Consider the following 22605-nt stretch of genomic DNA (forward strand, 5'->3'; position numbering starts at 1 on the left):
TTTTATTCGGCAATATTCTGTGAAAGCTCACCCTTACTTTCAAAATTCTTCACCAGAAATTCGTCAGCCTCGGCAATATCCGTTATCACATACTTACCAATATTACATATCTGCATTTCATCGAGAGCGTCAATCAGATTTGCATACGATGCATTATCCATCGCCTTGATGATGACTGTAGGCGTATCCTTTCCACTCTTTATTTCGGAAAGTTGCTTCGTAAATTCATCGTCTGATATCTTAAGTTCCAGCTTCTTCTGTTTCAGATCATTTACCTGTCTGACAGCAGCAGCATTCTTCTTCAGAAGTATTGCCCGTAATCCATCCGGTTTATACGACGTCTCTTTCAGAGAAGTATAATCCTTGTAGTTGGGTTCTCCTTCATAATAATATAGTTTGTCATCGGGTCCCAACAAGAGCGTGATTGCCTGTGAAGCTTTCACCTTGCTTTGCTGTTCTTCGGTGATGTTTTTATCATTGCTCGGCATGCTTATCTCCATCGTCTGAGGTTTGCTCAACGAGGTACAAAGCATAAAGAAAGTGATCAACAACATATTCATATCCACCATAGGCGTAAAGTCTACGCGAACCGTCATCTTCTTCTGTTTGCTATTCCCCTTCTTTTTACCGCTTTCTTGTACTTCAGCACTCATAGTTGTTCGTTTTTAGTTTTCAGAAGTCGTTTTCAGAGAAGTAATCAGGTTATACCGATTCTCCCTGAGGTCCTGAAGTGAATTCATAACATTTTTAATCACAGAATAAGGAGTATCCGCATCAGCCTTGATCGCAATACGCAAATCAGAATTCACAGCACGTGCATTACGCACCCATGACTTAAACTGATTATCAAGACTATCGCAAGGAATACCTTCGTTCTTCAGTACTGCATCCTGCTTTTCAGTCGGCAAGTCAAGATAAGTTTTCATGTTTTTCATCGGCACTCCGAAAGTGGATGCCAACATGAATTTCTTTTCCTGTTCCGGAGTGAATGTGACGCCATATTCCTGTCCCATGCTCTCCAATACCGCTTTCAAGTCGGACTGCTTGTCCATACTCATAAATATCTTTCCGTTCGGATCGACCAATATCTGAAGGATATTCTTTTCCGGAATCTTAATTTCCGAAACTGAGGCGGGTGTAGTCACTTGTACCGGCTCTTTCTTCACAAATGTAGAAGTTAACATAAAGAAGGTAAGCAACAGTACCGTAACGTCACTCATCGCCGTCATGTCGATGAACGTACTTTTCTTTTTAATTTTCGCTCTGCCCATTATTGTCAGAATTTAGTGGATTCCAGATTATTTATGAGTAGCTGCAAAAGTCTGCACAATAGAGAAGCCTACCTCGTCAAGGCTGTAAGTCAACTTATCGATTTTGTTTGTATAGTAGTTATAAGAGATAACTGCCAACGCACCGGTAAGGATACCGAAAGCTGTATTAATCAAAGCTTCAGAGATACCTTGTGAAAGAGCCATTGAGTCGGCAGAACCACCGGCAGCCAAAGCGGCGAACGAACGGATCATACCAATAACCGTACCAAGCAATCCCATCAAAGTACCCAATGTGGTGATCGTACCGATAATCGGAAGATTCTGTTCCATCATCGGAAGTTCAAGCGCAGTAGCTTCTTCCAGTTCTTTTTGGATAGCAAGCAGTTTCTGATCTTTCGAAAGAGAAGAATCATTCTCCATTTCTTCATACTTCCGCAATGTAGAAGTAACGACGTTTGCTACAGAACCACGCTGTTTGTCACAAACTTCCTGCGCCTTACGAAGATCTCCTGCCGATAGGGCATCCTTGATGTTAGAAACGAATTTAACCAAAGAACCTCTACCGAAAGCAGAGCGAAGAGCAAAATAACGTTCAATGCTCAATGCCAATACGGTCAGCAATAAAGTTTGAATAACAGGCACAATCACTCCACCTTTGTAAATGGTCCCCATAAAGTTTCCCGGAAGTGGGTGATTGTTAGGATCATTGTTCATAAAGTTCGTGGGATTTCCCAAAATGAAATGATAGATACACACTGCTATAATGAAACAGCAGATAATAACCAATCCGGCATTCTTGATACCTACAATCTTAGTCGACTTTTTTTGAGTAGTTTCCATAATAAAGTTTTTTTGTTAAAGAATTTGTTATTAAGAATTAAAGTAAATACGATTAGACACACCGCAGTCCGACCCCTACAGCCTCATGCTAAAAATGAGGCTGCATTGTCAAACACAGCGAGTATATAAGATTGGGAATTAAATAAGGATACGTCTTAAAGCAAAGATGTAGTATTGACAGCTTATGGACGCATAATGTGGATCCTTATCCGAATAATAAGATTTACTTTGGTCTAATACCAACAAATTCTCTCTCAACAGGCACAATTTACGCATTGTGTCATTAAAAAGGTCAGAATCCTCAAGAATTCGACGAAGACGAAGATTATTAGTAGAAGAATATGTTTCAGAAACGGGTTTGAAACCTAATTCAACATCGGAGACAGACAAAGTTTGCGATTTATCAAAACCGGCAAAATCGCTACCACACCGATAAGAGTAATTAGCATCCAAAGAAGAGGATGAAACCTGGCAAGAAGTAACCGGGTTATGAGAGCATTCCATAATATTCAATGCATTGCCACTTATGCTAAATGATAGCATCAGTAGAACAAACATCAATATGAATTTTACAGAAGTTTTCATCGTTCTATTTTTATGGATAAACTCTCTTTTCGATTTTCGTGGCAAAAATAGTAACTTATTGTATAGTGTCACCATATTTCACATCTTTTAATTGCTAAAAATCGAACTCTACCATTAAAACACTCACAGCCGGTTTTTGTTTTAACTAAAAGATTCTTTCTTTTATATAAAAGATTAATCAAAGTAAAAAAGGTATAATGCAAATAAGTGATCCCCGCTTCTCCAAGCGCATGTCCCTCTTAGCCTATACCCCAAAAACAAGCATCCCCTCGTGTCTTCTGACCCGAGGGGATGAACTCTCTGAAAAAAACGGCGACTACCTACTCTCCCACTGTTACGCAGTACCATCGGCGTGATCAGGCTTAACTTCTCTGTTCGGAATGGGAAGAGGTGGAACCCTGATGCTATAGTCACCTGAATAAGGTAGACATAATGTACAAAAGTAAACTTAGCTGTCTATCAAACCGATAGTAAAGCTAAACGGATATATAAACCATAAAAGACAATAAAAGAAAGTCATCGGGCAATTAGTAACGCTCGGCTGTGATGTTACCACCTGTACACCTGCGTCCTATCAACGTTGTAGTCTACAACGACCCTAAAAGAAATCTAATCTTGTGACTGGCTTCGTACTTAGATGCTTTCAGCACTTATCCAATCCCGACTTAGATACCCGGCAATGCACCTGGCGGCACAACCGGTAAACCAGAGGTCAGTCCAACACGGTCCTCTCGTACTAGTGTCAGAGCCACGCAAATTTCATGCGCCCACGATAGATAGAGACCGAACTGTCTCACGACGTTCTGAACCCAGCTCGCGTGCCACTTTAATGGGCGAACAGCCCAACCCTTGGGACCTTCTCCAGCCCCAGGATGTGACGAGCCGACATCGAGGTGCCAAACCCCTCCGTCGATATGAGCTCTTGGGAGGGATCAGCCTGTTATCCCCGGAGTACCTTTTATCCTTTGAGCGATGTCCCTTCCATACGGAAACACCGGATCACTATGCTCTAGTTTCCTACCTGATCGACTTGTGAGTCTCCCAGTCAAGCGCCCTTATGCCATTACACTCTGCCGCCGGTTACCAATCGGCGTGAGGGCACCTTTAGAAGCCTCCGTTACACTTTTGGAGGCGACCACCCCAGTCAAACTACCCACCAAACAGTGTCCTCGCAACTGCGAGTTAGAACTCAAATAATCAAAGGGCCGTATTTCAACAGCGACTCCACAAATACTGGCGTACCTGCTTCAAAGTCTCCGGCCTATCCTACACATCAATTACCCAAATTCAATGTTAAGCTATAGTAAAGGTTCACGGGGTCTTTTCGTCCCATCGCGGGTAATCGGCATCTTCACCGATACTACAATTTCACTGAGCTCACGGTTGAGACAGTGTCCAGATCATTACACCATTCGTGCAGGTCGGAACTTACCCGACAAGGAATTTCGCTACCTTAGGACCGTTATAGTTACGGCCGCCGTTTACTGGGGCTTCAATTCAATGCTTCTCTTGCGATGACATCTCCTCTTAACCTTCCAGCACCGGGCAGGTGTCAGGCTGTATACGTGATCTTTCAATTTTGCACAGCCCTGTGTTTTTGTTAAACAGTTGCCTGGACCTATTCTCTGCGCCCTCCCGTCACCGGGTAGGGACCCTTTATCCCGAAGTTACAGGGTCAATTTGCCTAGTTCCTTAACCGTGATTCACTCAAGCGCCTGAGTATATTCAACCCGACTACGTGTGTCCGTTTGCGGTACGGGTACCATTAAGATTAAGTTTAGCGGATTTTCTTGGGAGTATGTTTACACGCACTATTACCGTTTTCCGAGGAAATTGGTATACTATCAGGTTCGACTCTTATCCCGGATTTGCCTGGGACAATCAACATCTACACCCTTTAACGGACTATTCCGTCAGTCCGCGGCGTTGTCACTCCTCCGTCTCCACGTCACTCTTAATGCTAGTACAGGAATATTAACCTGTTCTGCCATCGGCATCACCGTTCGGCTGAGCCTTAGGACCCGACTAACCCTGATCCGATTAGCGTTGATCAGGAAACCTTAGTCTTGCGGCGAGGGGGTTTCTCACCCCTTTATCGTTACTTATACCTACATTTGCTTTTCCACACGCTCCAGTAAAGCTCACGCTTCGCCTTCAACGCAGAGTGGAATGCTCCCCTACCGATACTTACGTATCCCATAGCTTCGGTAAAACACTTAATGCCCGATTATTATCCACGCCAAACTCCTCGACTAGTGAGCTGTTACGCACTCTTTAAATGAATGGCTGCTTCCAAGCCAACATCCTAGCTGTCTTAGCAATCTGACTTCGTTAGTTCAACTTAGTGTTTATTTGGGGACCTTAGCTGATGGTCTGGATTCTTCTCCTTTAGGACATGGACCTTAGCACCCATGCCCTCACTCCTGAGATCGAACTAATGCGCATTCGGAGTTTATCAAGACTTGATAGGCGGTGAAGCCCTCGCATCTTATCAGTCGCTCTACCTCACATTAGTAATTCTCAAGGCTGCACCTAAATGCATTTCGGGGAGTACGAGCTATCTCCAAGTTTGATTAGCCTTTCACCCCCACCCTCAGGTCATCCGGAAGCTTTTCAACGCTTATCGGTTCGGTCCTCCAGTTAGTGTTACCTAACCTTCAACCTGCCCAAGGGTAGATCACTTGGTTTCGCGTCTACTCCTTCCGACTATCCGCCCTGTTCAGACTCGCTTTCGCTTCGGATCCACATCTCAAGATGCTTAACCTTGCCGGAAAAAGTAACTCGTAGGTTCATTATGCAAAAGGCACGCCGTCACAGCATAAGCTGCTCCGACCGCTTGTAGGCGCATGGTTTCAGGGACTATTTCACTCTTCTATTCGAAGTGCTTTTCACCTTTCCTTCACAGTACTGGTTCGCTATCGGTCTCTCGGGAGTATTTAGCCTTACCGGATGGTCCCGGCTGGTTCACGCAGAATTCCTCGTGCTCCGCGCTACTCAGGATACCACTACGCTTCAGTTACCTTAGAATACCGGGCTATCACCGTCTATGGCGCGACTTTCCAGTCGCTTCTTCTCAATAACTTTCTTGCGAGAGCGTGGTCCTACAACCCCACACATGCCGTAACATGGGTGGTTTGGGCTATTCCCCGTTCGCTCGCCACTACTAGGGGAATCATTATTTATTTTCTTTTCCTGCAGGTACTAAGATGTTTCAGTTCCCTGCGTTAGCCTCCAACTTGGTTGGATGACATTCCTTCAGAATGCCGGGTTGTCCCATTCGGAAATCTTCGGATCAAAGGTTATTTGCACCTACCCGAAGCTTATCGCAGCTTATCACGTCCTTCATCGCCTCCGAGAGCCAAGGCATCCGCCATGCGCCCTTATTTACTTTCTTTTATCGCCAGGGTCATCTCCTTTTCTTAAAAAGGATCTGAACCAAATGGTTCGATATATACTTTTAGCTCTTACTAAATTTACTTTTTTTTGTACATCATGTCAAAGATCGTATGATAACATTCGGCAACTTGTGTTGCCAGAGTATCAATGGTGGAGAATAACGGATTCGAACCGTTGACCCTCTGCGTGCAAGGCAGATGCTCTAGCCAGCTGAGCTAATCCCCCAATCATACAAGATATCAATCTCGTCTTGGTAGTCCCAGGCAGAGTTGAACTGCCGACCTCTACATTATCAGTGTAGCGCTCTAACCAACTGAGCTATAGGACTAGTTCAACCGTGTCCTGTCTTTAGACTCGGCTTCTGTTTTCTCTTGTTTATCTCTATCTATATTGCTATAGACGGTCGATCTATATTCTATAAATAAACAAGTACCAGTAGTACAATTTTAGAACCGATGAACGTCGTTTTCAACATCGCTCCAGAAAGGAGGTGTTCCAGCCGCACCTTCCGGTACGGCTACCTTGTTACGACTTAGCCCCAGTCACCAGTTTTACCCTAGGACGCTCCTTGCGGTTACGTACTTCAGGTACCCCCGGCTCCCATGGCTTGACGGGCGGTGTGTACAAGGCCCGGGAACGTATTCACCGCGCCGTGGCTGATGCGCGATTACTAGCGAATCCAGCTTCACGAAGTCGGGTTGCAGACTTCGATCCGAACTGAGAGAGGCTTTTGGGATTAGCATCCTGTCACCAGGTAGCTGCCTTCTGTACCCCCCATTGTAACACGTGTGTAGCCCCGGACGTAAGGGCCGTGCTGATTTGACGTCATCCCCACCTTCCTCACATCTTACGACGGCAGTCTCTCCAGAGTCCTCAGCATGACCTGTTAGTAACTGAAGATAAGGGTTGCGCTCGTTATGGCACTTAAGCCGACACCTCACGGCACGAGCTGACGACAACCATGCAGCACCTTCACAGCGGTGATTGCTCACTGACATGTTTCCACATCATTCCACTGCAATTTAAGCCCGGGTAAGGTTCCTCGCGTATCATCGAATTAAACCACATGTTCCTCCGCTTGTGCGGGCCCCCGTCAATTCCTTTGAGTTTCACCGTTGCCGGCGTACTCCCCAGGTGGAATACTTAATGCTTTCGCTTGGCCGCTTACTGTATATCGCAAACAGCGAGTATTCATCGTTTACTGTGTGGACTACCAGGGTATCTAATCCTGTTTGATACCCACACTTTCGAGCATCAGTGTCAGTTGCAGTCCAGTGAGCTGCCTTCGCAATCGGAGTTCTTCGTGATATCTAAGCATTTCACCGCTACACCACGAATTCCGCCCACCTCTACTGTACTCAAGACTGACAGTATCAACTGCAATTTTACGGTTGAGCCGCAAACTTTCACAACTGACTTACCAGTCCACCTACGCTCCCTTTAAACCCAATAAATCCGGATAACGCTCGGATCCTCCGTATTACCGCGGCTGCTGGCACGGAGTTAGCCGATCCTTATTCATATTATACATACAAAACAGTATACATACTGCACTTTATTCTAATATAAAAGAAGTTTACAACCCATAGGGCAGTCATCCTTCACGCTACTTGGCTGGTTCAGGCTCGCGCCCATTGACCAATATTCCTCACTGCTGCCTCCCGTAGGAGTTTGGACCGTGTCTCAGTTCCAATGTGGGGGACCTTCCTCTCAGAACCCCTATCCATCGAAGGCTTGGTGAGCCGTTACCTCACCAACAACCTAATGGAACGCATCCCCATCCTTTACCGGAATCCTTTAATAATCAAACCATGCGGAATAATTATCCCATCGGGTATTAATCTTTCTTTCGAAAGGCTATCCCCGAGTAAAGGGCAGGTTGGATACGTGTTACTCACCCGTGCGCCGGTCGCCAGCAAAGAAAGCAAGCTTTCTTCCTGATGCCCCTCGACTTGCATGTGTTAAGCCTGTAGCTAGCGTTCATCCTGAGCCAGGATCAAACTCTTCATTGTAAAAGTATTGTTATATATCCCAATAAGGGACAATATTAGCTCTGTTCAGGATGTCGAAAATTTATTGACGGTCATTTTTTCATATACCTATATAATAAGTATTGACGGTTCTAAATTTACTTGTACTACTTGTATTGTTTATCAATTTTTCAAAGAACTCTTCTTTTCGATTGTGCTTCGTTTCAAAAGCGGGTGCAAAGGTAAAAGGTTTATTTTAAAACACCAAATGTTTTGGAAGTTTTTTTTTAAAATGTTCTCCCGGTCTGTTCTCTGGCTCTCTTAGCGAAAGGGAAAGGCACCGGAATAAACGCCTTTTATCGCGAATCGGACTGCAAAAATAACTACTTTTTAAGTATATAACCAAATAAATTCGGAAATATTTTTCGGGATAGATCTCTTAAGCAGATCCGAGCGCTTTTGCAACATGTCAATTTCAATAGACTTTCCTTCTCTTGGAAAGCGAGTGCAAAAGTACGGGATTTACCAATACAAGACAAATTATTAAAGGTCTTTTTTTGAATAAAAAGTGAATTTTATTGTAAGTGACTGAGGAATAGAGCTGTTGTTAAACATGTTTTTTGAAAAGGGAGGGAAAGGGAAAAGGGGGACACATTATTATAATATAGAGGGAAAAGAAGAAAGAAGGAAAGAAGGAAAGAAGACCAGGAGGACAAAAAGGGAAAGAGCGGGATACGGACAGACGGAAAAGGGGAAAAACAAAACTTAGTCAAGGGATTTTATTATTCTCAGAAACACCTGTAAGGAATCAGGCGAAAACATAAAAAGTTGCTGGCAGGGTTGTATCCTTGTCAAAAGTATCTGTAAAAAAGAGGAGGATTTCACGGGATACAGTCTTTTCAGTACTCTCCGGTTGCGACAAGATTGAGGGGGGAAATCGGAAATCCAGCGGCTTTTGGCGTTAACATTGTTAATGCGATTGAGGGAACATTTGTTTTAAGAGCAGAAATAACAAGGCTTTTACATTTAAAAGGTTTGTTATTTGAAGACAAAAGACTTGATTTAACACAGCGTTAAATCAAACGACGGAGAAGGAAGAGGATAAAGGCAGGAAAGTATTGGAAATGAAGAAGATGGAGAAAAAAAAGGATTGTTTATCGAAAAGAGGGATACAAGGCGGACGGAAAGGGATAGTTGCGATTCGGGCAAGTATGGCTGCAAGGGATTTTCAAAGATCCACGGGGAGCGTAAACCAGAGGGGGCAGTACCTTTAAAACAAAAGGCGAGCTGGTTTTAAACCAAATAAAGTGAGCGTACAGGGGGCTGTGGAGCCGATTTTTGCCAGACAAGGAAACGGTTCAGAAGAAAAACATCAAAAAAAGATATACGGATTTGAAAGAGAGAGAGCAAGCAAGAAAGGAAGAGAGAGGAAGGGATAGCGATAATATTGCCACATATCCCCTACTCCATTTTCTTCCTCCGACAAAAATTCCTATCTTGTTCCAAAGAAAAAACTAGGAACCAAGCAACACTTACGTATGAAAGAGAAGAACTTTACCCGATTCATGGATACCATGATCGAAAATCTAAAAACGGGCAATGCACTGGGAACAGCCCACATTTATCAAGCGAGTAAAAATGCATTCATTACTTTTCTGGGAAAAGAAGAAATCTATTTCCGACAGATAAAACCGGAACTACTGAAGCGCTTTGAGTACTTCTTGAGAAGCCGAGGGAATAGTTGGAATACAGTATCGACCTATATGCGAGTCCTGCGGGCAGTTTATAATCGGGCTGTAGACCGAAAGTTGGCACCATACATGCCCAGACTCTTCAAAAAGGTATACACCGGCACTCGAACAGACATCAAACGAGCACTGAAGCCGGAAGACATGGGACGATTGCTCAATACACAGTCTACCCGGAAACAGACTGAAACCTTGCGACGTACCCATCAATTGTTCGTATTGATGTTCTTATTGCGAGGTCTTCCGTTTGTAGATCTGGCTTATCTGCAAAAAACTGACTTAGATGGAAATACACTCACTTATCACCGTCACAAAACAGGCAGTCCACTCACCGTCACTGTGCCGAAAGAAGCCATGGATATCATCGACGAATGGAAGAATACAGATCCGGACGCTACTTACCTATTTCCAATATTGGAAGAAAACGAGAAAAGTCAAGATAATTATAGAGTATATCAGCAAGCATTACGGACATTCAATTATCAGTTGGCAAAGTTGGCGAATCTACTTGGATTCAACAGCAATATCAGTTCGTACACCGCACGCCATACATGGGCAACACTTGCCTACTATCTGGAAGTGCATCCGGGGATTATCAGTGAAGCAATGGGACACTCCTCCATTAAAGTGACGGAGACTTATTTGAAGCCTTTCAATATTAAGAAATTAGATGAAACAAATAAGAGCATAATTAAATATGCGAGAGAGGCATATACCAGATTAAATTACTGATTAACAGTTCTGTTACTTTATAGGTAACTCTTTTGTAAGTGTTCGGCAAACATATACCTTTTTTCACAAAAAAGCAAATTAAGAAACATTTTTTTTCAAGACAAAGAGAAAATAATTCCTTCATAGATAGAAAATGATTCCCACAGGCTCCGATTTGTTGTGAAGTTGTCTCAAAGAATTGCATGCTTCTTCCCCTCTTTGCTTATTGTGGAAGCAAAGAGTCACTCTTTTATTATACCTTATTACATATAAGATTCACTTTCCAACTCCTGGATTCCCCTACAAGACGCTTCTTACGTCCCAAACGATTCATTTACTGTTACCTATAAAGTAACAGTAGATAGAGGTATTATACAGATAGAGGCAAAGCCAGAATTGGCAAGAGAGAAACATTGATTTACTTACATAACATTTTTTATTAACACTTAAAAACAGAGGTATGAGAAAATGGACTTATCTCGTAGCTGCGCTCTTAGTGGGAGGGGCAACTACAACATTCACCGGATGTATCGATAACGATGAACCGGCAGGAATCGAACAACTTCGCGGAGCGAAAGCGGAATTCATTAAGGCAAAAGCCGCCTATGAAAGTGCATTGACCGAAATCCAACTGGTCAAGGTAGAACGGGAAAAGGTTGAGCTTGAGAAAGATCAGGTTGATTTGGAACTGAAAAAATGCAGTTTAGAAGTAGAACAAGCTAAAACAGCAGAACAAAAAGCTTATTGGGAAGCTGAAGCTCAAAAGAGAACTGAAGAGTTCAAAGCAAAGATGTTCAATCTACAGACACGTACTGCACAAGCTGAGTATAACAACAAAAAAGCCTTGATGGATATCGAAGTGGCTTTGCTGACAATGAAAGATGATGTGTATACAGCAAAAATCAAGGAATATCGAAATTTGTTAGTAGGCTATTATTATTCACAAGAAGGAGCAGAAACAAGATACAAAGTTTCGGGGGCATTGGACGATCTATCTGAAGCAAAAGCAACCCTGATGAGAGCCGAAGTTGAAGAAATTAATTACTTATCTCAAAACAAATATTATTTGGAAGAACTGCAGTTGGATAAAACGCACGCCACTAAAACACTGGAAATCCAGCAAAGTTTATTGGAAGAATACAAAGCACTGGACGCAACAGGTACAGACAGCAAAGTTCTCGCAGAAAAGCTGAAAGGGTATAAAGAAGACCTGCAGGCTCTTGACGCTAAAGAAGATGAAGCCTATACCAAAATCGAAGAAATGAGAAAACCAATCTTCCCTATTAATCAACAAATTATTGAAGAAAAGATAAAGCTGGACGCCCAATCCTCTGCTTATACTTTGGCTAAGGCAGATGTAGATCCTGCTTTGGTGAGCAGATTGGGGAACGTACTATCTAATAAAGTCATTCCAGCTATAGAAGGTATCGACAAGATCTTTACACAAACCGGCTGGAATTCTACCTTGCAGGCATACAATTATGAGATGAAGCAAGACATGGTTCTCAAAGATCTTACTTTAGGAGAGAAAGCCGAGCAGATCAATAACATAGCCAATACAATAAAAGACCAATACCAAGGCGATTTCATTGATACCTATAATGCTATATTCGGCATTATACCTGCCGATGCATTTGACGCTACAGGCAAGCTTCTCGATAGTTATCGTACCAAAGTCACAAATGAAGTTCAACGTCTCCAAATAGATAAAGCACCGGCACATGCACAATTCAAGGCAGATTCTATCGCATGGATCAACGCCTATACCGCATATTTGGGAGCATTGAAAGCATACAATAACTATAAAGGAACAAACACCTATAAAGCAATTGAAAAGGAAATTACGACTTACAATACGCTGAAAGCCGAAGATAAAAAATTGGAGGCTGCCAATACTTTACGAACCTCTGTTCTGGGTTATCTGGAAAAGAGAAAGACTGTAGATGGTTTTATTCCAACAGGAGCATTTAAAGATTTCGCCAAAACTTATAAAGACGCACTTACGGACGCAAATTTAAGTACTTTCAACACCTTAATTGAAACCACAAACCTTAAACCTCTGATTGGTAACGAAGACCTCACAACTCAATTTACTACAGATACAGAAGTTGAGGGTACACTTTTCGCTTTCTTAAAAGCAGAAAGCGCAGTATTTGGATATATGCAAAAACTTAGTCTGGACCAAGCTGTCGAACCTAAAGAAATATCAAGTAATAAGTATGATATGCCCGAAGGGATGCTACAAAGAGAAGGTTTTGGCAGTGATGGCTCATTCTTAATATACAATCGCTTGGCCCAAGAATTTAATATTCTGGCTAACCTCGACAAATGGCAGGCTTTGTATGCCAAGATCAAGGCAGAAGCAGATCCTGTACTTGCAGAAGTGGAAGCTATCAACGAAAACATAGAAAAACTGGAAGCACAGATCAAAGATGAAAACGCCGCATTGTGGCAGGCAGAATTGGCTTGCTACCTGATTAAAGGCGATAAGTCGAAACGTCAAAACAATATTTTCTCTGAAGGTAACCCTTACAAAGACTACTATACTTCTAACGAACAAAAACCACTTTTGGGTAATGTCGTAACTGAGTATTCCAAGATTGAAGCCGAAATTACCCTTGTTGGAAGAGCTATGGAAGATGGATACTTCTACTATACGTATTATGATGCCAACAGCCATACCTATAAGGTAAGCAAAGATAGCAAGACCTTGAAAAGTTTACTTGAATATCAAGAAGGAATTATTACCAAAGCGAAGAGCGCTGTAGAAACTATTGACAACAAAATTGCTTTGTTTGAGAAATTCGGATATACCAATAACGAAGGCAATGAACAGTATCTTGACCTGCTTAAACAAAATATCGAAAAGGCTCAAAGAACAGTAGACGAAATGCAAGCAGCAGTGGATGGCTTGAACGCAACCCTGAAGAAACTCTTGGACGCTTACGCAGCTGAATAATAAAAAATTAAAGAAGAATATATATGATAAAGAAACTATGCATAATCCTTCTGTCTGTATGTACTGTTGCGCCTGTGATGGCGCAGCAATACAGCAGCAGCGATGATGCGTCGTTTGCTCCTAAAAAAGGTCAGTGGCAAGTATCCATGATACTGGGTAGTTCGCAGATGTTCAACAACAATACGGAGAACTATCTGTTGCCTACCTACTGGAACGGACAAAACTATAGCTTTCCGAATGTAGGATTAGGCAATACATCCGGACACCAGTCATCCGATCCGGCTACTTACCTTCAACTGGGAGATTTGAATTCTAATAATTTGGTCAATATCATCGGTATACAGGGAAAATACTTCCTGACAGACCGTTGGGATGTTAATCTGATGTTCAGCATGAACATCGGTGTAACCCCCAAAAAGGATTATATCGAGGGAGACAAGACGGTTACCGATATGCAGATTCCGGCTCTTCAATATATGGAAGGCAGAATCAAAAACAACTGGTCGGTTAATATTGGCTCAAACTATTACTTCAACACAAAAAACGAACGCATCAATCTGTATGTAGGTGGCCTGCTGGGCTGGCAAATGGGAAGAATAGAAACCACACTTCCGTATACCGGAGTCATGGTAAATGATAAAGATATGGACACAGATGGAGATGATACCAATTTACAACCGAGTCAAGATCCGAGCGGACAGGACAATAGTCCGGTCGTAGACGATGGAGACGTCACAGGTACTCCCCTGGAGGTTTATATCCCCAACAGCAAAGCCGGACAGATATTCGGTTTACGCGCAGCAGCCGTTGCGGGTATCGAATACAGCCTCAGCAAAGGACTGATCCTGGGATTTGAAGTTCAACCGGTAGCTTATCGCTACGACATGATTCAGATTATCCCGAAAGGAACACCCGTCTATAAGGTAGGACATCACAACATCAACTTGTTTGCTCTGCCCAACCTGAAAATAGGATTTAGATTTTAAATAAGTCCAGAATACTACGAAAGATCACCCCGTTCTACCTTCGGGTATGTATGGGGTGATTTTTTCTAAACCATAGGATAGATAAGAAGAAGATGAAAAGAAAACTCACAGGAATTTTGTTGATAGTCCTCATAATGGGAGCCTGCAACCATGCACCCCAAGAAGGGACTTACCACCTCAGAGGAATAGTGACCAACGAGAAACTGGAAGGCAGAACCATCTATCTGCAAGATGCTGTCAAAGGCACAGTGAGATATGACAGCGCTACGGTCAGTGAAGGACGCTTTGTGTTCAATGGAAAAATAAATACTCCTGAAGTGAGGGAACTCTTTATTCAGGAAACTGACAGCGACCGGTTCCCCATCACTCTACCCATAGTTCTGGAACCGGGAGAGATCAACACAAAAGTAGGAGACATCGTACTGGTGGAAGGCACCGGACTGAACGAGGAGATGATGCAGACCTTGGTAGCCATCGACCGGTTCAAAGACCGGGATTTCACCGGGAAAGAGATAAAAGAAATTAAAGAAGCTTTTGCGGGATTTGTGTTGGAACAGATTGTGAAACACGCCGGCAGCCCTGTAGGAAAGTATTTATATAAAGCCTATCAAAACAAACTAAACGAAAAGCAACAGGCCGAAGCACGAAAAACACTCGGCATCGGTTAGGGAAAACATACCGGAACACACAGGCAGGAGTTTTACCTAGTTCTCTGCCTGCCCGGTACTTTTAGTGTTGCACCGGAAAGCTCCGTGAGGAGGTTTCCGGTTTCTCTTTCTCTCCCTTGCCCCAACCGGAACAGAATGTATCAGAACTGGAAGTAGATGAACGGCTGAATTTCACTACTCTTCATTTGGATAACCAGATAGATCATAGCCACCATCACAAGGGCCTTGCCAAGGAAAGGGAGTTTGATAACTCCACGACAAACAGCATTTTCCCAACTATCCGGAGCAAAATGAAGCAGAAACCCGACTACCATCAGTGCAAATACCCGCCAATATCCCTCAATCAGTTGCGGAAAAAGCTGGGGACGAAAAGCCGTAAAAATCTGGTTCAACATATCCATTGAATTATGAAAATCGGCGTTACGGAAGAAAATCCAGCAGAAACAAACAAAGTGGAAGGTAATAATGACACCCAATACCCGCCGAATGCCGTGACTGGTCTCCCCTTTTTTCCTTCCGGCGATAGACATCCACGCTTTGTGTAGAGCAAGTGCCACACCATGAAAAGTGCCCCACAATACAAAATTCCAGGAAGCCCCGTGCCACAATCCACCGAGAAACATGGTAATAATCAGATTGAGATACTGACGGAACTTTCCATGTCGGTTACCCCCCAAGGAGATATAAAGATAATCGCGCAACCAACTCGACAACGAAATGTGCCAACGCCTCCAGAACTCGGTGATCGAGGCTGACTTATACGGAGAATTAAAATTCAGATTGAAATGAAAACCAAGCAAAAGGGCGATACCGATTGCCATATCACTGTATCCTGAAAAATCACAATAAATCTGCAAGGCATAACCATAAAGTCCCATCAGATTCTCAACTCCCGAATAAAGCGTAGGATTGTCAAAAATACGCTCCACAAAGTTGACACTGATATAATCGGAAATAACCGCTTTTTTGAACAATCCGGCGACAATCAGGAAAATGCCTCTACCGAACATCTCTTGTGACACATACAATGGTTTACGAATTTGCGGAATAAAATCGCGTGCCCGCACGATAGGGCCTGCCACCAACTGAGGAAAGAAAGAAACATAAAAGGCATAGTCCAGTAAACTGGTAAGGGGCTTGATCTCTCTCCGGTAAACATCGATAGTATAACTTAACGACTGGAAGGTGAAGAAAGAGATGCCGACAGGCAAAAAGATATCGAGTGCGGTGAACTCTCCCCCCATCAGCGAAGCAATGACACCACCAAGAAAATTAGTGTATTTGAAGTAGCAGAGCAATCCTAAATTGACCGATACACTAAGTATTACCCATAGTTTACGCTTCCAGCGGACATCGGTCCAATCCATCAGCCAGGCTATCACAAAATCGGTAACGGTGACAATGGCGAGCAGGAAGAAATAAGTACCACTACTCTTATAATAAAAATAATAAGAGAAAAGAGCGACAAATAAAATACGCGCTGTGTTGCGGTGCTGCAACAGTGTATAGATTACCATGAACGCAGCGAAGAGCCAAAGGAAAATTCCACTGCTGAATATCATCGGAGCATCCGGATTGTATTTAAAGGCCTCCAACAGGCGGCTAAAATCGATATCAATGGGAAACATACTCATTATAGGCTTTAATAATGGCTTCATATAATAATTCTCCCTGAAGTGTATAGCCTTCGGGAAGATAGTGCACATGATCCGGACGCATCAGTCCCGCATCTATCCAGTTTTTGCAGGCACGCAGGCTTCCGCCTACGATATTGTACATATCCCACACCACCAACTTGTGGCGGCGGGCAAAATCATGGATTGTGTTCACTGCTGTTACCGTACGGGGATTGACAGCATAAGTACGACGCCGGCGACGCTGACGGAAACTCTCGTAAGATCCCGGAGGAGTAGTCAGCAAGATAGGTACATTTGGCAAACTGTCGCGCAACAATCCGAGCAGTTCCTCCATCTGCCGGTAATGCACATTCGAATTGTACTTCCGGTTATGACTTTCATTCGTTCCAAACGAAAGAACCAACAGCTCGGGTTTCAAGGCTGCAATAGCCGCAATACGGTCAGGATGAGTAAACGTCAGGCAAGTAGCTCCATTGACTCCCATATCCGTATAGGACACCGCTCCAAATGTTTCTGTCAGCCGGGCACCGGTAGTACGGGGAAAGATGTGTCCGCGTATGTGGCTGTCACCAATATGAACAATACGTACGGTATCCTCCGAACTTCCGTTTTGCACCAGCCGTAAACGCTCAAGTATGGGAGTCAACACTCCCAGGCTGTCTATGATTTCATTTCTCCCCACTCCTCTGAAGGCTATGGGAAAAGTAACTTTCACAGAAACAGTATCTCCCAGCGACCCCGGTTCACGCATCGGCTTGCAGGCTTTCGTACCCTTGTCCATCCGCGGGCAGGCAGGCAAAAGATCTTGTGCCTGAACCGAAAAAATTCCGGAAAACAAAAGGAGTAACACCCCCAACCGTTTATTCAGCCTCATAGGCCTTTCTCCTTTCATACTGTTCTTTTCCATAAATCAATGTTTCGTATAGTAGTCCTGCCAGGTGACGTCCACCCCGGAAGTTGATGTGTGTATAATCATAATTAGCCAAAGAAGGCTTGGCATGTACCAACCCTGCCATACTTCCGTCACCTCCCATAGCCTCAAACATGTTCCAGAAAGCAATTCCGCTTTCCGCTGCTATGCTTTGCTGATAGCGAATCAGGTTTTTCACACCGGGCATCGTGCGTAATTCGCCGGTATCGGTCTTATAATCGCGGTCACCCACACTCAGCAACAAAAAACCGGATTGTGGAAAACACTCTTTCAAGTGGTTTATGGCCGTAAGAAGGCCTTTCTTATAAGGATCGTAGTTCCGTCCCCGCTCGGTCGCAACATTCAGACCATATTCCAAAATAATCAAGTCGTAGGGACGCTGGGCATTAAACTCTTGCAGCATCTTTGACGGAATGCTGCGAAGCGAGAGTCCCGAACTGCCGCGCAAGGAGAAATTGTCGACAATAATCCCTTGCGTACCATCCATTGCCAATCCATAAAATAAAGTAGAATCTGCCTGATTGATATCCCAGCGCACCGAGCCGATGCGACCGTTTACCTTCATCTGCTGCAAACTGCCGGTAGAAGGGAATTCCCGTGTATCAATCTCACCACGGTTGACACGAACGGAAAGGCTGACTTCACCTTTGTTATAGAAAAAGATGGAAGCTGTCTGGCAAGTATCGAGCAGGGAAGCATATTTATTCTGTCCCCGGAGTTCGACATAGGCCCCTTCACGAGGAACGAAGTAGTGTCCGGAAACTCCTTGCTTCTTTTTGTCGAAATAAACGCTATCGGTCACCGCATGACTGGACCATCCGCCAAAAGAATGACGTACTGTCGGACGGTATCCACTGGTCATCGAAGTAATGGTAACAAAACCGACACCACACCCACCGAAACGTTTCTGCAACATCTCACGAAGATCGGCAGTGAAAATATCTGCCTCAATAAAAGAATCGCCAAATACCGCTATCCGCACCAACCGGCCTTTCGATTGAATCTCGTCCAAGGCACGATAAAAAGGAGTCATTCCCCGCATCGTAGAGTCACTATAATCTTCGATACAGGTCATCCCACTGCGACACGTATCTACAAATGCAGGTTTCACTACCGGGACCGGAGGCAGGCTGTCTGCTTCCGCTTCATCTTTATCAGGTTCAGGCATACGGACATCACTCAGCAAATCTACCCGTCTCATTGTATGTCCGTCGATCGTTATAGCCGGCAGCCAGTGCATTCCGATCAATGCAAACAAGACAATCAATGTCAGCCACAACGAATATTTCAAATAATTTTTCATGCACGCTCTTAATTTAATAAGAAGTTGCAAAGATAGATAAAACCCATAAAAAGAGAGGAGAATCTACATTAAATTAATGAGATTCTCCTCTGATGTTATCTGTCGGCAGGCGTTAAATGCTCCGCTCCACGTTGGTGACAAAAGCTCTCAGGCCAAGCTGCTCTGTCTGCATGTCCATCTTATGCAATGCATCCAGCAACGGGTCAACCTTCTTGTCGTCCACCACCGTGATGATGGCCGAACACATACTGGGCCAGGCATGACTGCCGAAGTGGGGATCGCCTGTCTTCGAGCCACGTCCCTGTACCCGTTCCAAATAGGTGAAACCACGGCAACTCAAACGGTCCAGCAAAGCAATGATACGTTCGAAATAAGCCTGATCGAATGTGATTAATACTGATTTCATATCTTGATTTCTTCTTTATTATTTCTTAATCATTTCATCTTTATGCTCTTCAAAGTAAGCTTCCAGCTCACGTTTGCGTCTCAACACTTTACGCTGATGCTTGATACCTGTACCGGCAAACACACAGTATAAAGTAGGGATGAGAATCAAGGTCAGAATGGTAGAAACCGTCAAACCGCCAATTACGGCAATCGCCATCGGACTCCACATCTCCGAACCCTGTCCACCACCGATTGCCATCGGAATCATACCGAGGACAGTAGTAGCAGTGGTCATCAATACCGGGCGAAGACGGCTCTTGCCGGCTGTTACAACGGAGTTAAGCACTGCCAATCCACGCTCACGGCAAAGGGTGATGTAGTCGATAAGCACAATACCATTCTTTACAACGATACCGATCAACATGATGGCCCCCAACAAACTCATCACACTCAGTGTGCTCTTTGTGAAGAAAAGGGCCATCAATACCCCACTGAAAGCAAATGGCAATGAGAACATAATGATAAACGGATAAGTCAATGATTCGAACTGCGCTGCCATTACAATAAATACCAGTACGACAATAAGGATAGCAAGTGTACCCAAGTCGCGGAACGAATCTTGCTGGTCTTCGTATGAACCGGCTACCTGAATTGTTACATCCGACGGAATATCCATCTTATCGATAATGGCGTTACCCGCATTCACCACGTTACCCAATGCTTCGCCGGAGATAACCGCCGATACGGTCACAATACGTTCACGGTCTTTACGCTCGATGGTAGGTGGCGCAAAACGTTCGACAACCTTTCCAAGCTCTTTTACGCGTACGGCTTCTCCACGACTGTTATAAATAAGGATATTCTCGATGCTTTCAATACTTGTACGGTGTTCCGGCGCATAACGCACTTTAATGTCATATTCGTCTCCATCCTCACGGTATTTAGAGGCAATGGCACCATTAATACGGTTACGCAGATAATTACCGGCGGTTGCCAGATTCAATCCGTGCAAAGCCAGTTTCTCACGATCGAAGTCTACCTGATACTCGGGCTGATAGTCACTACGGCTGATGTTGACTTCCGACACACCTTTCACATTGAGCAACTCACGTTTGAGACGTGCAGCTACGCTATCGGTTTCCTCCATACTATAACCATATACCTCAAAATCGGCACTTGCCTGAGCAGACATACCTGTGTTACTACCACCCAGGATGACCTGCGCTTTGCTGAACTCCGGATATTTCTTCAGATCTTCACGCATTTCGTCACAGACTTGTTCAAGGCTGATATCACGATCACCCGGATCGACCAGACTGATGTTGAACGATATAATGTGCGAACCGTTATCCTGCATAGAGGCCCAGGTATTGTCTGAGTCGGCCTGTCCTACCGTATAGTTACATACAGTCATTACACCTTTATATTTGTTCAGCCATTGGTTAGTCAGTTTCTCCGAAATCTCCTGTGCCAGCTCTTTGCGTGTTCCGATAGGTAACTCCAGCTGAACTGCGATACGGGCATTATCCTGCGCCGGGAAGAATTCAGTACCGATGCTCTTGGCACAGAACAGGCTGACGACAAAGAACACGATACAACCGAAGATAACAATCGGACGATGCCGAACTGCCCAATTCAACATATGGGCATAGCCTGTATCCAAAGCATCCAGTCCTTTCTCAATAGGGCCGAAAAGGAGCTTGAAGGTCTTCGATTGCTTCTTCTGTAAACGCAACAACTGCGAACAGAGCATCGGGGTCAATGACAAAGCAGCCACAGTAGAGATAAACATGATGGCACACATCATCCATCCCAACTGCTTAAACATCACTCCGGACATACCACTTACCATCGTCAACGGGAAGAACACCGCAATCATGGTCAGTGTGGAAGCAATAACGGAGATAGCCACCTCATTGGTTCCGTGCACCGCAGCCTGTTTCGGATCGGAACCACGTTCGATGTGGGTCGTCACATTTTCAAGTACCACAATCGCATCGTCCACCACCATACCGATGGCAATAGAAAGGGACGAAAGTGAGATGATGTTAATCGTATTTCCGGTGACGGCCAGGTAAATAAACGAGGCAATCAGCGAAAGCGGAATAGTGATACATATAATCAATGTCGCACGCCAACGTCCCAAGAAAAGGAACACCACGATGACAACGAATAAAAGGGCATACAATACGGTCTCGGCCAAACTGTCGATGGTGTTGAGGATGTTGTCCGATGTATCGACAATCACTCCCAGCTTCACATCACTCGGCAAATTCTTCTGCAACTTAGGCAGGGCCTCGGCCACTTTCTTGGAGATATCTACGGAATTGGCTCCCGATTGCTTCTGTACGACAATCATGGCACCTTTCACTCCATTATTATATGTTTCCTGAGCGCGCTCTTCTACCGTATCGACTACCCGGGCCACATCACGCAAATAAATATTTGCCCCATTGTAACTACCTACTACAACATCTTCCAGTTGGCGCGAATCGTCAAACTCTCCTTCAACACGCAGCGAATAAGTCTCGTTACCGATATCGAAGTTACCACCGGGGATATTTTTGTTCTCGGCACCAATAATCGAACTGATTGTTTCAATGGTCAGATTATAGGCTTCCAGTTTGTTAGGGTCACAATAGACCTGAATCTCACGTTGGGGCGCACCACTGATGGATACCGTACCCACACCGGGGATACGTGCCAACGGGTTAACAACACGGTCGTCCAGAATCTTATATAATGCCGACTGGCTTTCATTAGCTTGTACCGACAGCAGTACAATTGGAATCATGTCGGTACTGAACTTGAAGATGATGGGGTTCTCCACATCATCCGGCAGCTGAGAGCTGACCATATCCAGTTTGTCGCGTACATCATTTGTCAGTACATCGATATCGTTACCATATTCAAACTCTAATGTAATCAGAGACATATTTTCGGACGAACGGGAAGTGATATGCTTCAGGTTGCTGACAGCATTCAGCGTATTCTCCAACGGACGAGTCACGTTGTTTTCTATATCCGAAGCACTTGCTCCGGGATAGGCGGTCATTACCATGATCGTATTCGTATCGATATCCGGATACAAGTCGATAGGCAATTTGGACAAAGAGAAGAGACCAAAAATCACCACTGCAAGAAAGCAGAGGGAGGTCATAATCGGTTTTTTTACCGCTCCTTCGTATAAACTCATTTTTCCTAATTATTAAA

Annotated in this window: 13 protein-coding genes, 2 tRNA genes and 3 rRNA genes; 4 read left to right on the plus strand and 14 right to left on the minus strand. The window is 44.1% G+C overall.

Going from position 1 to position 22605, the window contains the following annotated elements; translation table 11 throughout:
* Positions 1–2 precede the first annotated feature (2 nt).
* From G7Y45_RS01595 to G7Y45_RS01635, 9 genes are all read right to left on the minus strand, one after another.
* Positions 3–653, minus strand: a complete 651-nt coding sequence (locus G7Y45_RS01595; RefSeq protein WP_005783009.1) for a biopolymer transporter ExbD — start codon at positions 651–653, stop codon at positions 3–5.
* A 12-nt stretch (positions 654–665) separates the two neighbouring features.
* The gene (locus tag G7Y45_RS01600; RefSeq protein ID WP_005783007.1) at positions 666–1271 is read right to left on the minus strand and encodes a biopolymer transporter ExbD; all 606 of its coding nucleotides are present in this window, start codon (positions 1269–1271) and stop codon (positions 666–668) included.
* Between the two features lie 27 nt (positions 1272–1298).
* Complete coding sequence (locus G7Y45_RS01605; RefSeq protein WP_005783005.1) at positions 1299–2111, minus strand: MotA/TolQ/ExbB proton channel family protein; 813 nt, start codon at positions 2109–2111, stop codon at positions 1299–1301.
* 138 nt (positions 2112–2249) lie between these two features.
* Positions 2250–2696, minus strand: a complete 447-nt coding sequence (locus G7Y45_RS01610; RefSeq protein ID WP_032538256.1) for a hypothetical protein — start codon at positions 2694–2696, stop codon at positions 2250–2252.
* 307 nt (positions 2697–3003) lie between these two features.
* Positions 3004–3114, minus strand: a 5S ribosomal RNA gene (gene rrf / locus G7Y45_RS01615).
* An 89-nt stretch (positions 3115–3203) separates the two neighbouring features.
* Positions 3204–6090: ribosomal RNA gene (locus G7Y45_RS01620) — 23S ribosomal RNA — on the minus strand.
* Between the two features lie 150 nt (positions 6091–6240).
* Positions 6241–6317 (minus strand) — tRNA-Ala (locus G7Y45_RS01625).
* 26 nt (positions 6318–6343) lie between these two features.
* Positions 6344–6420 (minus strand) — tRNA-Ile (locus G7Y45_RS01630).
* Between the two features lie 155 nt (positions 6421–6575).
* Positions 6576–8104: ribosomal RNA gene (locus tag G7Y45_RS01635) — 16S ribosomal RNA — on the minus strand.
* Together the 16S, 23S and 5S rRNA genes with 2 tRNA genes alongside form the textbook arrangement of a ribosomal RNA operon.
* A 1496-nt stretch (positions 8105–9600) precedes the next feature.
* Between G7Y45_RS01635 and G7Y45_RS01640 the strand changes: the two genes are divergently transcribed.
* The 4 genes from G7Y45_RS01640 (at position 9601) to G7Y45_RS01655 (ending at position 15134) form a co-directional block, all read left to right on the plus strand.
* Positions 9601–10542, plus strand: coding sequence for a site-specific integrase (locus G7Y45_RS01640; protein ID WP_165017254.1), 942 nt, complete (start codon positions 9601–9603; stop codon positions 10540–10542).
* A 439-nt stretch (positions 10543–10981) separates the two neighbouring features.
* Positions 10982–13480: a hypothetical protein gene (locus G7Y45_RS01645; protein WP_165017258.1), complete on the plus strand. Its 2499-nt coding sequence runs from the start codon at positions 10982–10984 to the stop codon at positions 13478–13480.
* A gap of 23 nt (positions 13481–13503) precedes the next feature.
* On the plus strand, positions 13504–14466 hold the full coding sequence (locus tag G7Y45_RS01650) for a BT1926 family outer membrane beta-barrel protein (RefSeq protein ID WP_005811308.1): 963 nt from the start codon (positions 13504–13506) through the stop codon (positions 14464–14466).
* A gap of 92 nt (positions 14467–14558) precedes the next feature.
* Complete coding sequence (locus tag G7Y45_RS01655) at positions 14559–15134, plus strand: DUF4369 domain-containing protein (RefSeq protein WP_022011080.1); 576 nt, start codon at positions 14559–14561, stop codon at positions 15132–15134.
* A 140-nt stretch (positions 15135–15274) separates the two neighbouring features.
* Here the strand turns inward: G7Y45_RS01655 and G7Y45_RS01660 are convergent, their stop codons facing one another.
* The 5 genes from G7Y45_RS01660 to G7Y45_RS01680 all read right to left on the minus strand — a co-directional run bounded on the left by G7Y45_RS01660 (position 15275) and on the right by G7Y45_RS01680 (position 22588).
* Complete coding sequence (locus G7Y45_RS01660; RefSeq protein ID WP_165017261.1) at positions 15275–16762, minus strand: MBOAT family protein; 1488 nt, start codon at positions 16760–16762, stop codon at positions 15275–15277.
* Positions 16749–17645 (minus strand): SGNH/GDSL hydrolase family protein, encoded by an 897-nt coding sequence (locus G7Y45_RS01665; protein WP_206265674.1) that lies wholly within the window; start codon positions 17643–17645, stop codon positions 16749–16751. The genes G7Y45_RS01660 and G7Y45_RS01665 overlap by 14 nt, the downstream gene beginning before the upstream one ends.
* The gene (locus tag G7Y45_RS01670; RefSeq protein ID WP_022011078.1) at positions 17632–19005 is read right to left on the minus strand and encodes an SGNH/GDSL hydrolase family protein; all 1374 of its coding nucleotides are present in this window, start codon (positions 19003–19005) and stop codon (positions 17632–17634) included. The genes G7Y45_RS01665 and G7Y45_RS01670 overlap by 14 nt, the downstream gene beginning before the upstream one ends.
* Before the next feature lie 112 nt (positions 19006–19117).
* On the minus strand, positions 19118–19411 hold the full coding sequence (locus tag G7Y45_RS01675) for a PG0541 family transporter-associated protein (protein WP_005782259.1): 294 nt from the start codon (positions 19409–19411) through the stop codon (positions 19118–19120).
* Positions 19412–19429: 18 nt separating this feature from the next.
* Positions 19430–22588, minus strand: coding sequence for an efflux RND transporter permease subunit (locus G7Y45_RS01680; RefSeq protein ID WP_005782257.1), 3159 nt, complete (start codon positions 22586–22588; stop codon positions 19430–19432).
* Positions 22589–22605 lie beyond the last annotated feature (17 nt).

It is taken from the genome of Bacteroides sp. ZJ-18 (assembly GCF_011038705.2).
GTDB lineage: Bacteria > Bacteroidota > Bacteroidia > Bacteroidales > Bacteroidaceae > Bacteroides > Bacteroides hominis.

Excerpts from the sequence above, each read along its gene's own strand:
- G7Y45_RS01595 (WP_005783009.1), bottom strand. The coding sequence starts at position 653 with ATGAGTGCTGAAGTACAAGAAAGCGGTAAAAAGAAGGGGAATAGCAAA.
- G7Y45_RS01600 (WP_005783007.1), bottom strand. The coding sequence starts at position 1,271 with ATGGGCAGAGCGAAAATTAAAAAGAAAAGTACGTTCATCGACATGACG.
- G7Y45_RS01605 (WP_005783005.1), bottom strand. The coding sequence starts at position 2,111 with ATGGAAACTACTCAAAAAAAGTCGACTAAGATTGTAGGTATCAAGAAT.
- G7Y45_RS01610 (WP_032538256.1), bottom strand. The coding sequence starts at position 2,696 with ATGAAAACTTCTGTAAAATTCATATTGATGTTTGTTCTACTGATGCTA.
- G7Y45_RS01640 (WP_165017254.1), top strand. The coding sequence starts at position 9,601 with ATGAAAGAGAAGAACTTTACCCGATTCATGGATACCATGATCGAAAAT.
- G7Y45_RS01645 (WP_165017258.1), top strand. The coding sequence starts at position 10,982 with ATGAGAAAATGGACTTATCTCGTAGCTGCGCTCTTAGTGGGAGGGGCA.
- G7Y45_RS01650 (WP_005811308.1), top strand. The coding sequence starts at position 13,504 with ATGATAAAGAAACTATGCATAATCCTTCTGTCTGTATGTACTGTTGCG.
- G7Y45_RS01655 (WP_022011080.1), top strand. The coding sequence starts at position 14,559 with ATGAAAAGAAAACTCACAGGAATTTTGTTGATAGTCCTCATAATGGGA.
- G7Y45_RS01660 (WP_165017261.1), bottom strand. The coding sequence starts at position 16,762 with ATGTTTCCCATTGATATCGATTTTAGCCGCCTGTTGGAGGCCTTTAAA.
- G7Y45_RS01665 (WP_206265674.1), bottom strand. The coding sequence starts at position 17,645 with ATGAGGCTGAATAAACGGTTGGGGGTGTTACTCCTTTTGTTTTCCGGA.
- G7Y45_RS01670 (WP_022011078.1), bottom strand. The coding sequence starts at position 19,005 with ATGAAAAATTATTTGAAATATTCGTTGTGGCTGACATTGATTGTCTTG.
- G7Y45_RS01675 (WP_005782259.1), bottom strand. The coding sequence starts at position 19,411 with ATGAAATCAGTATTAATCACATTCGATCAGGCTTATTTCGAACGTATC.
- G7Y45_RS01680 (WP_005782257.1), bottom strand. The coding sequence starts at position 22,588 with ATGAGTTTATACGAAGGAGCGGTAAAAAAACCGATTATGACCTCCCTC.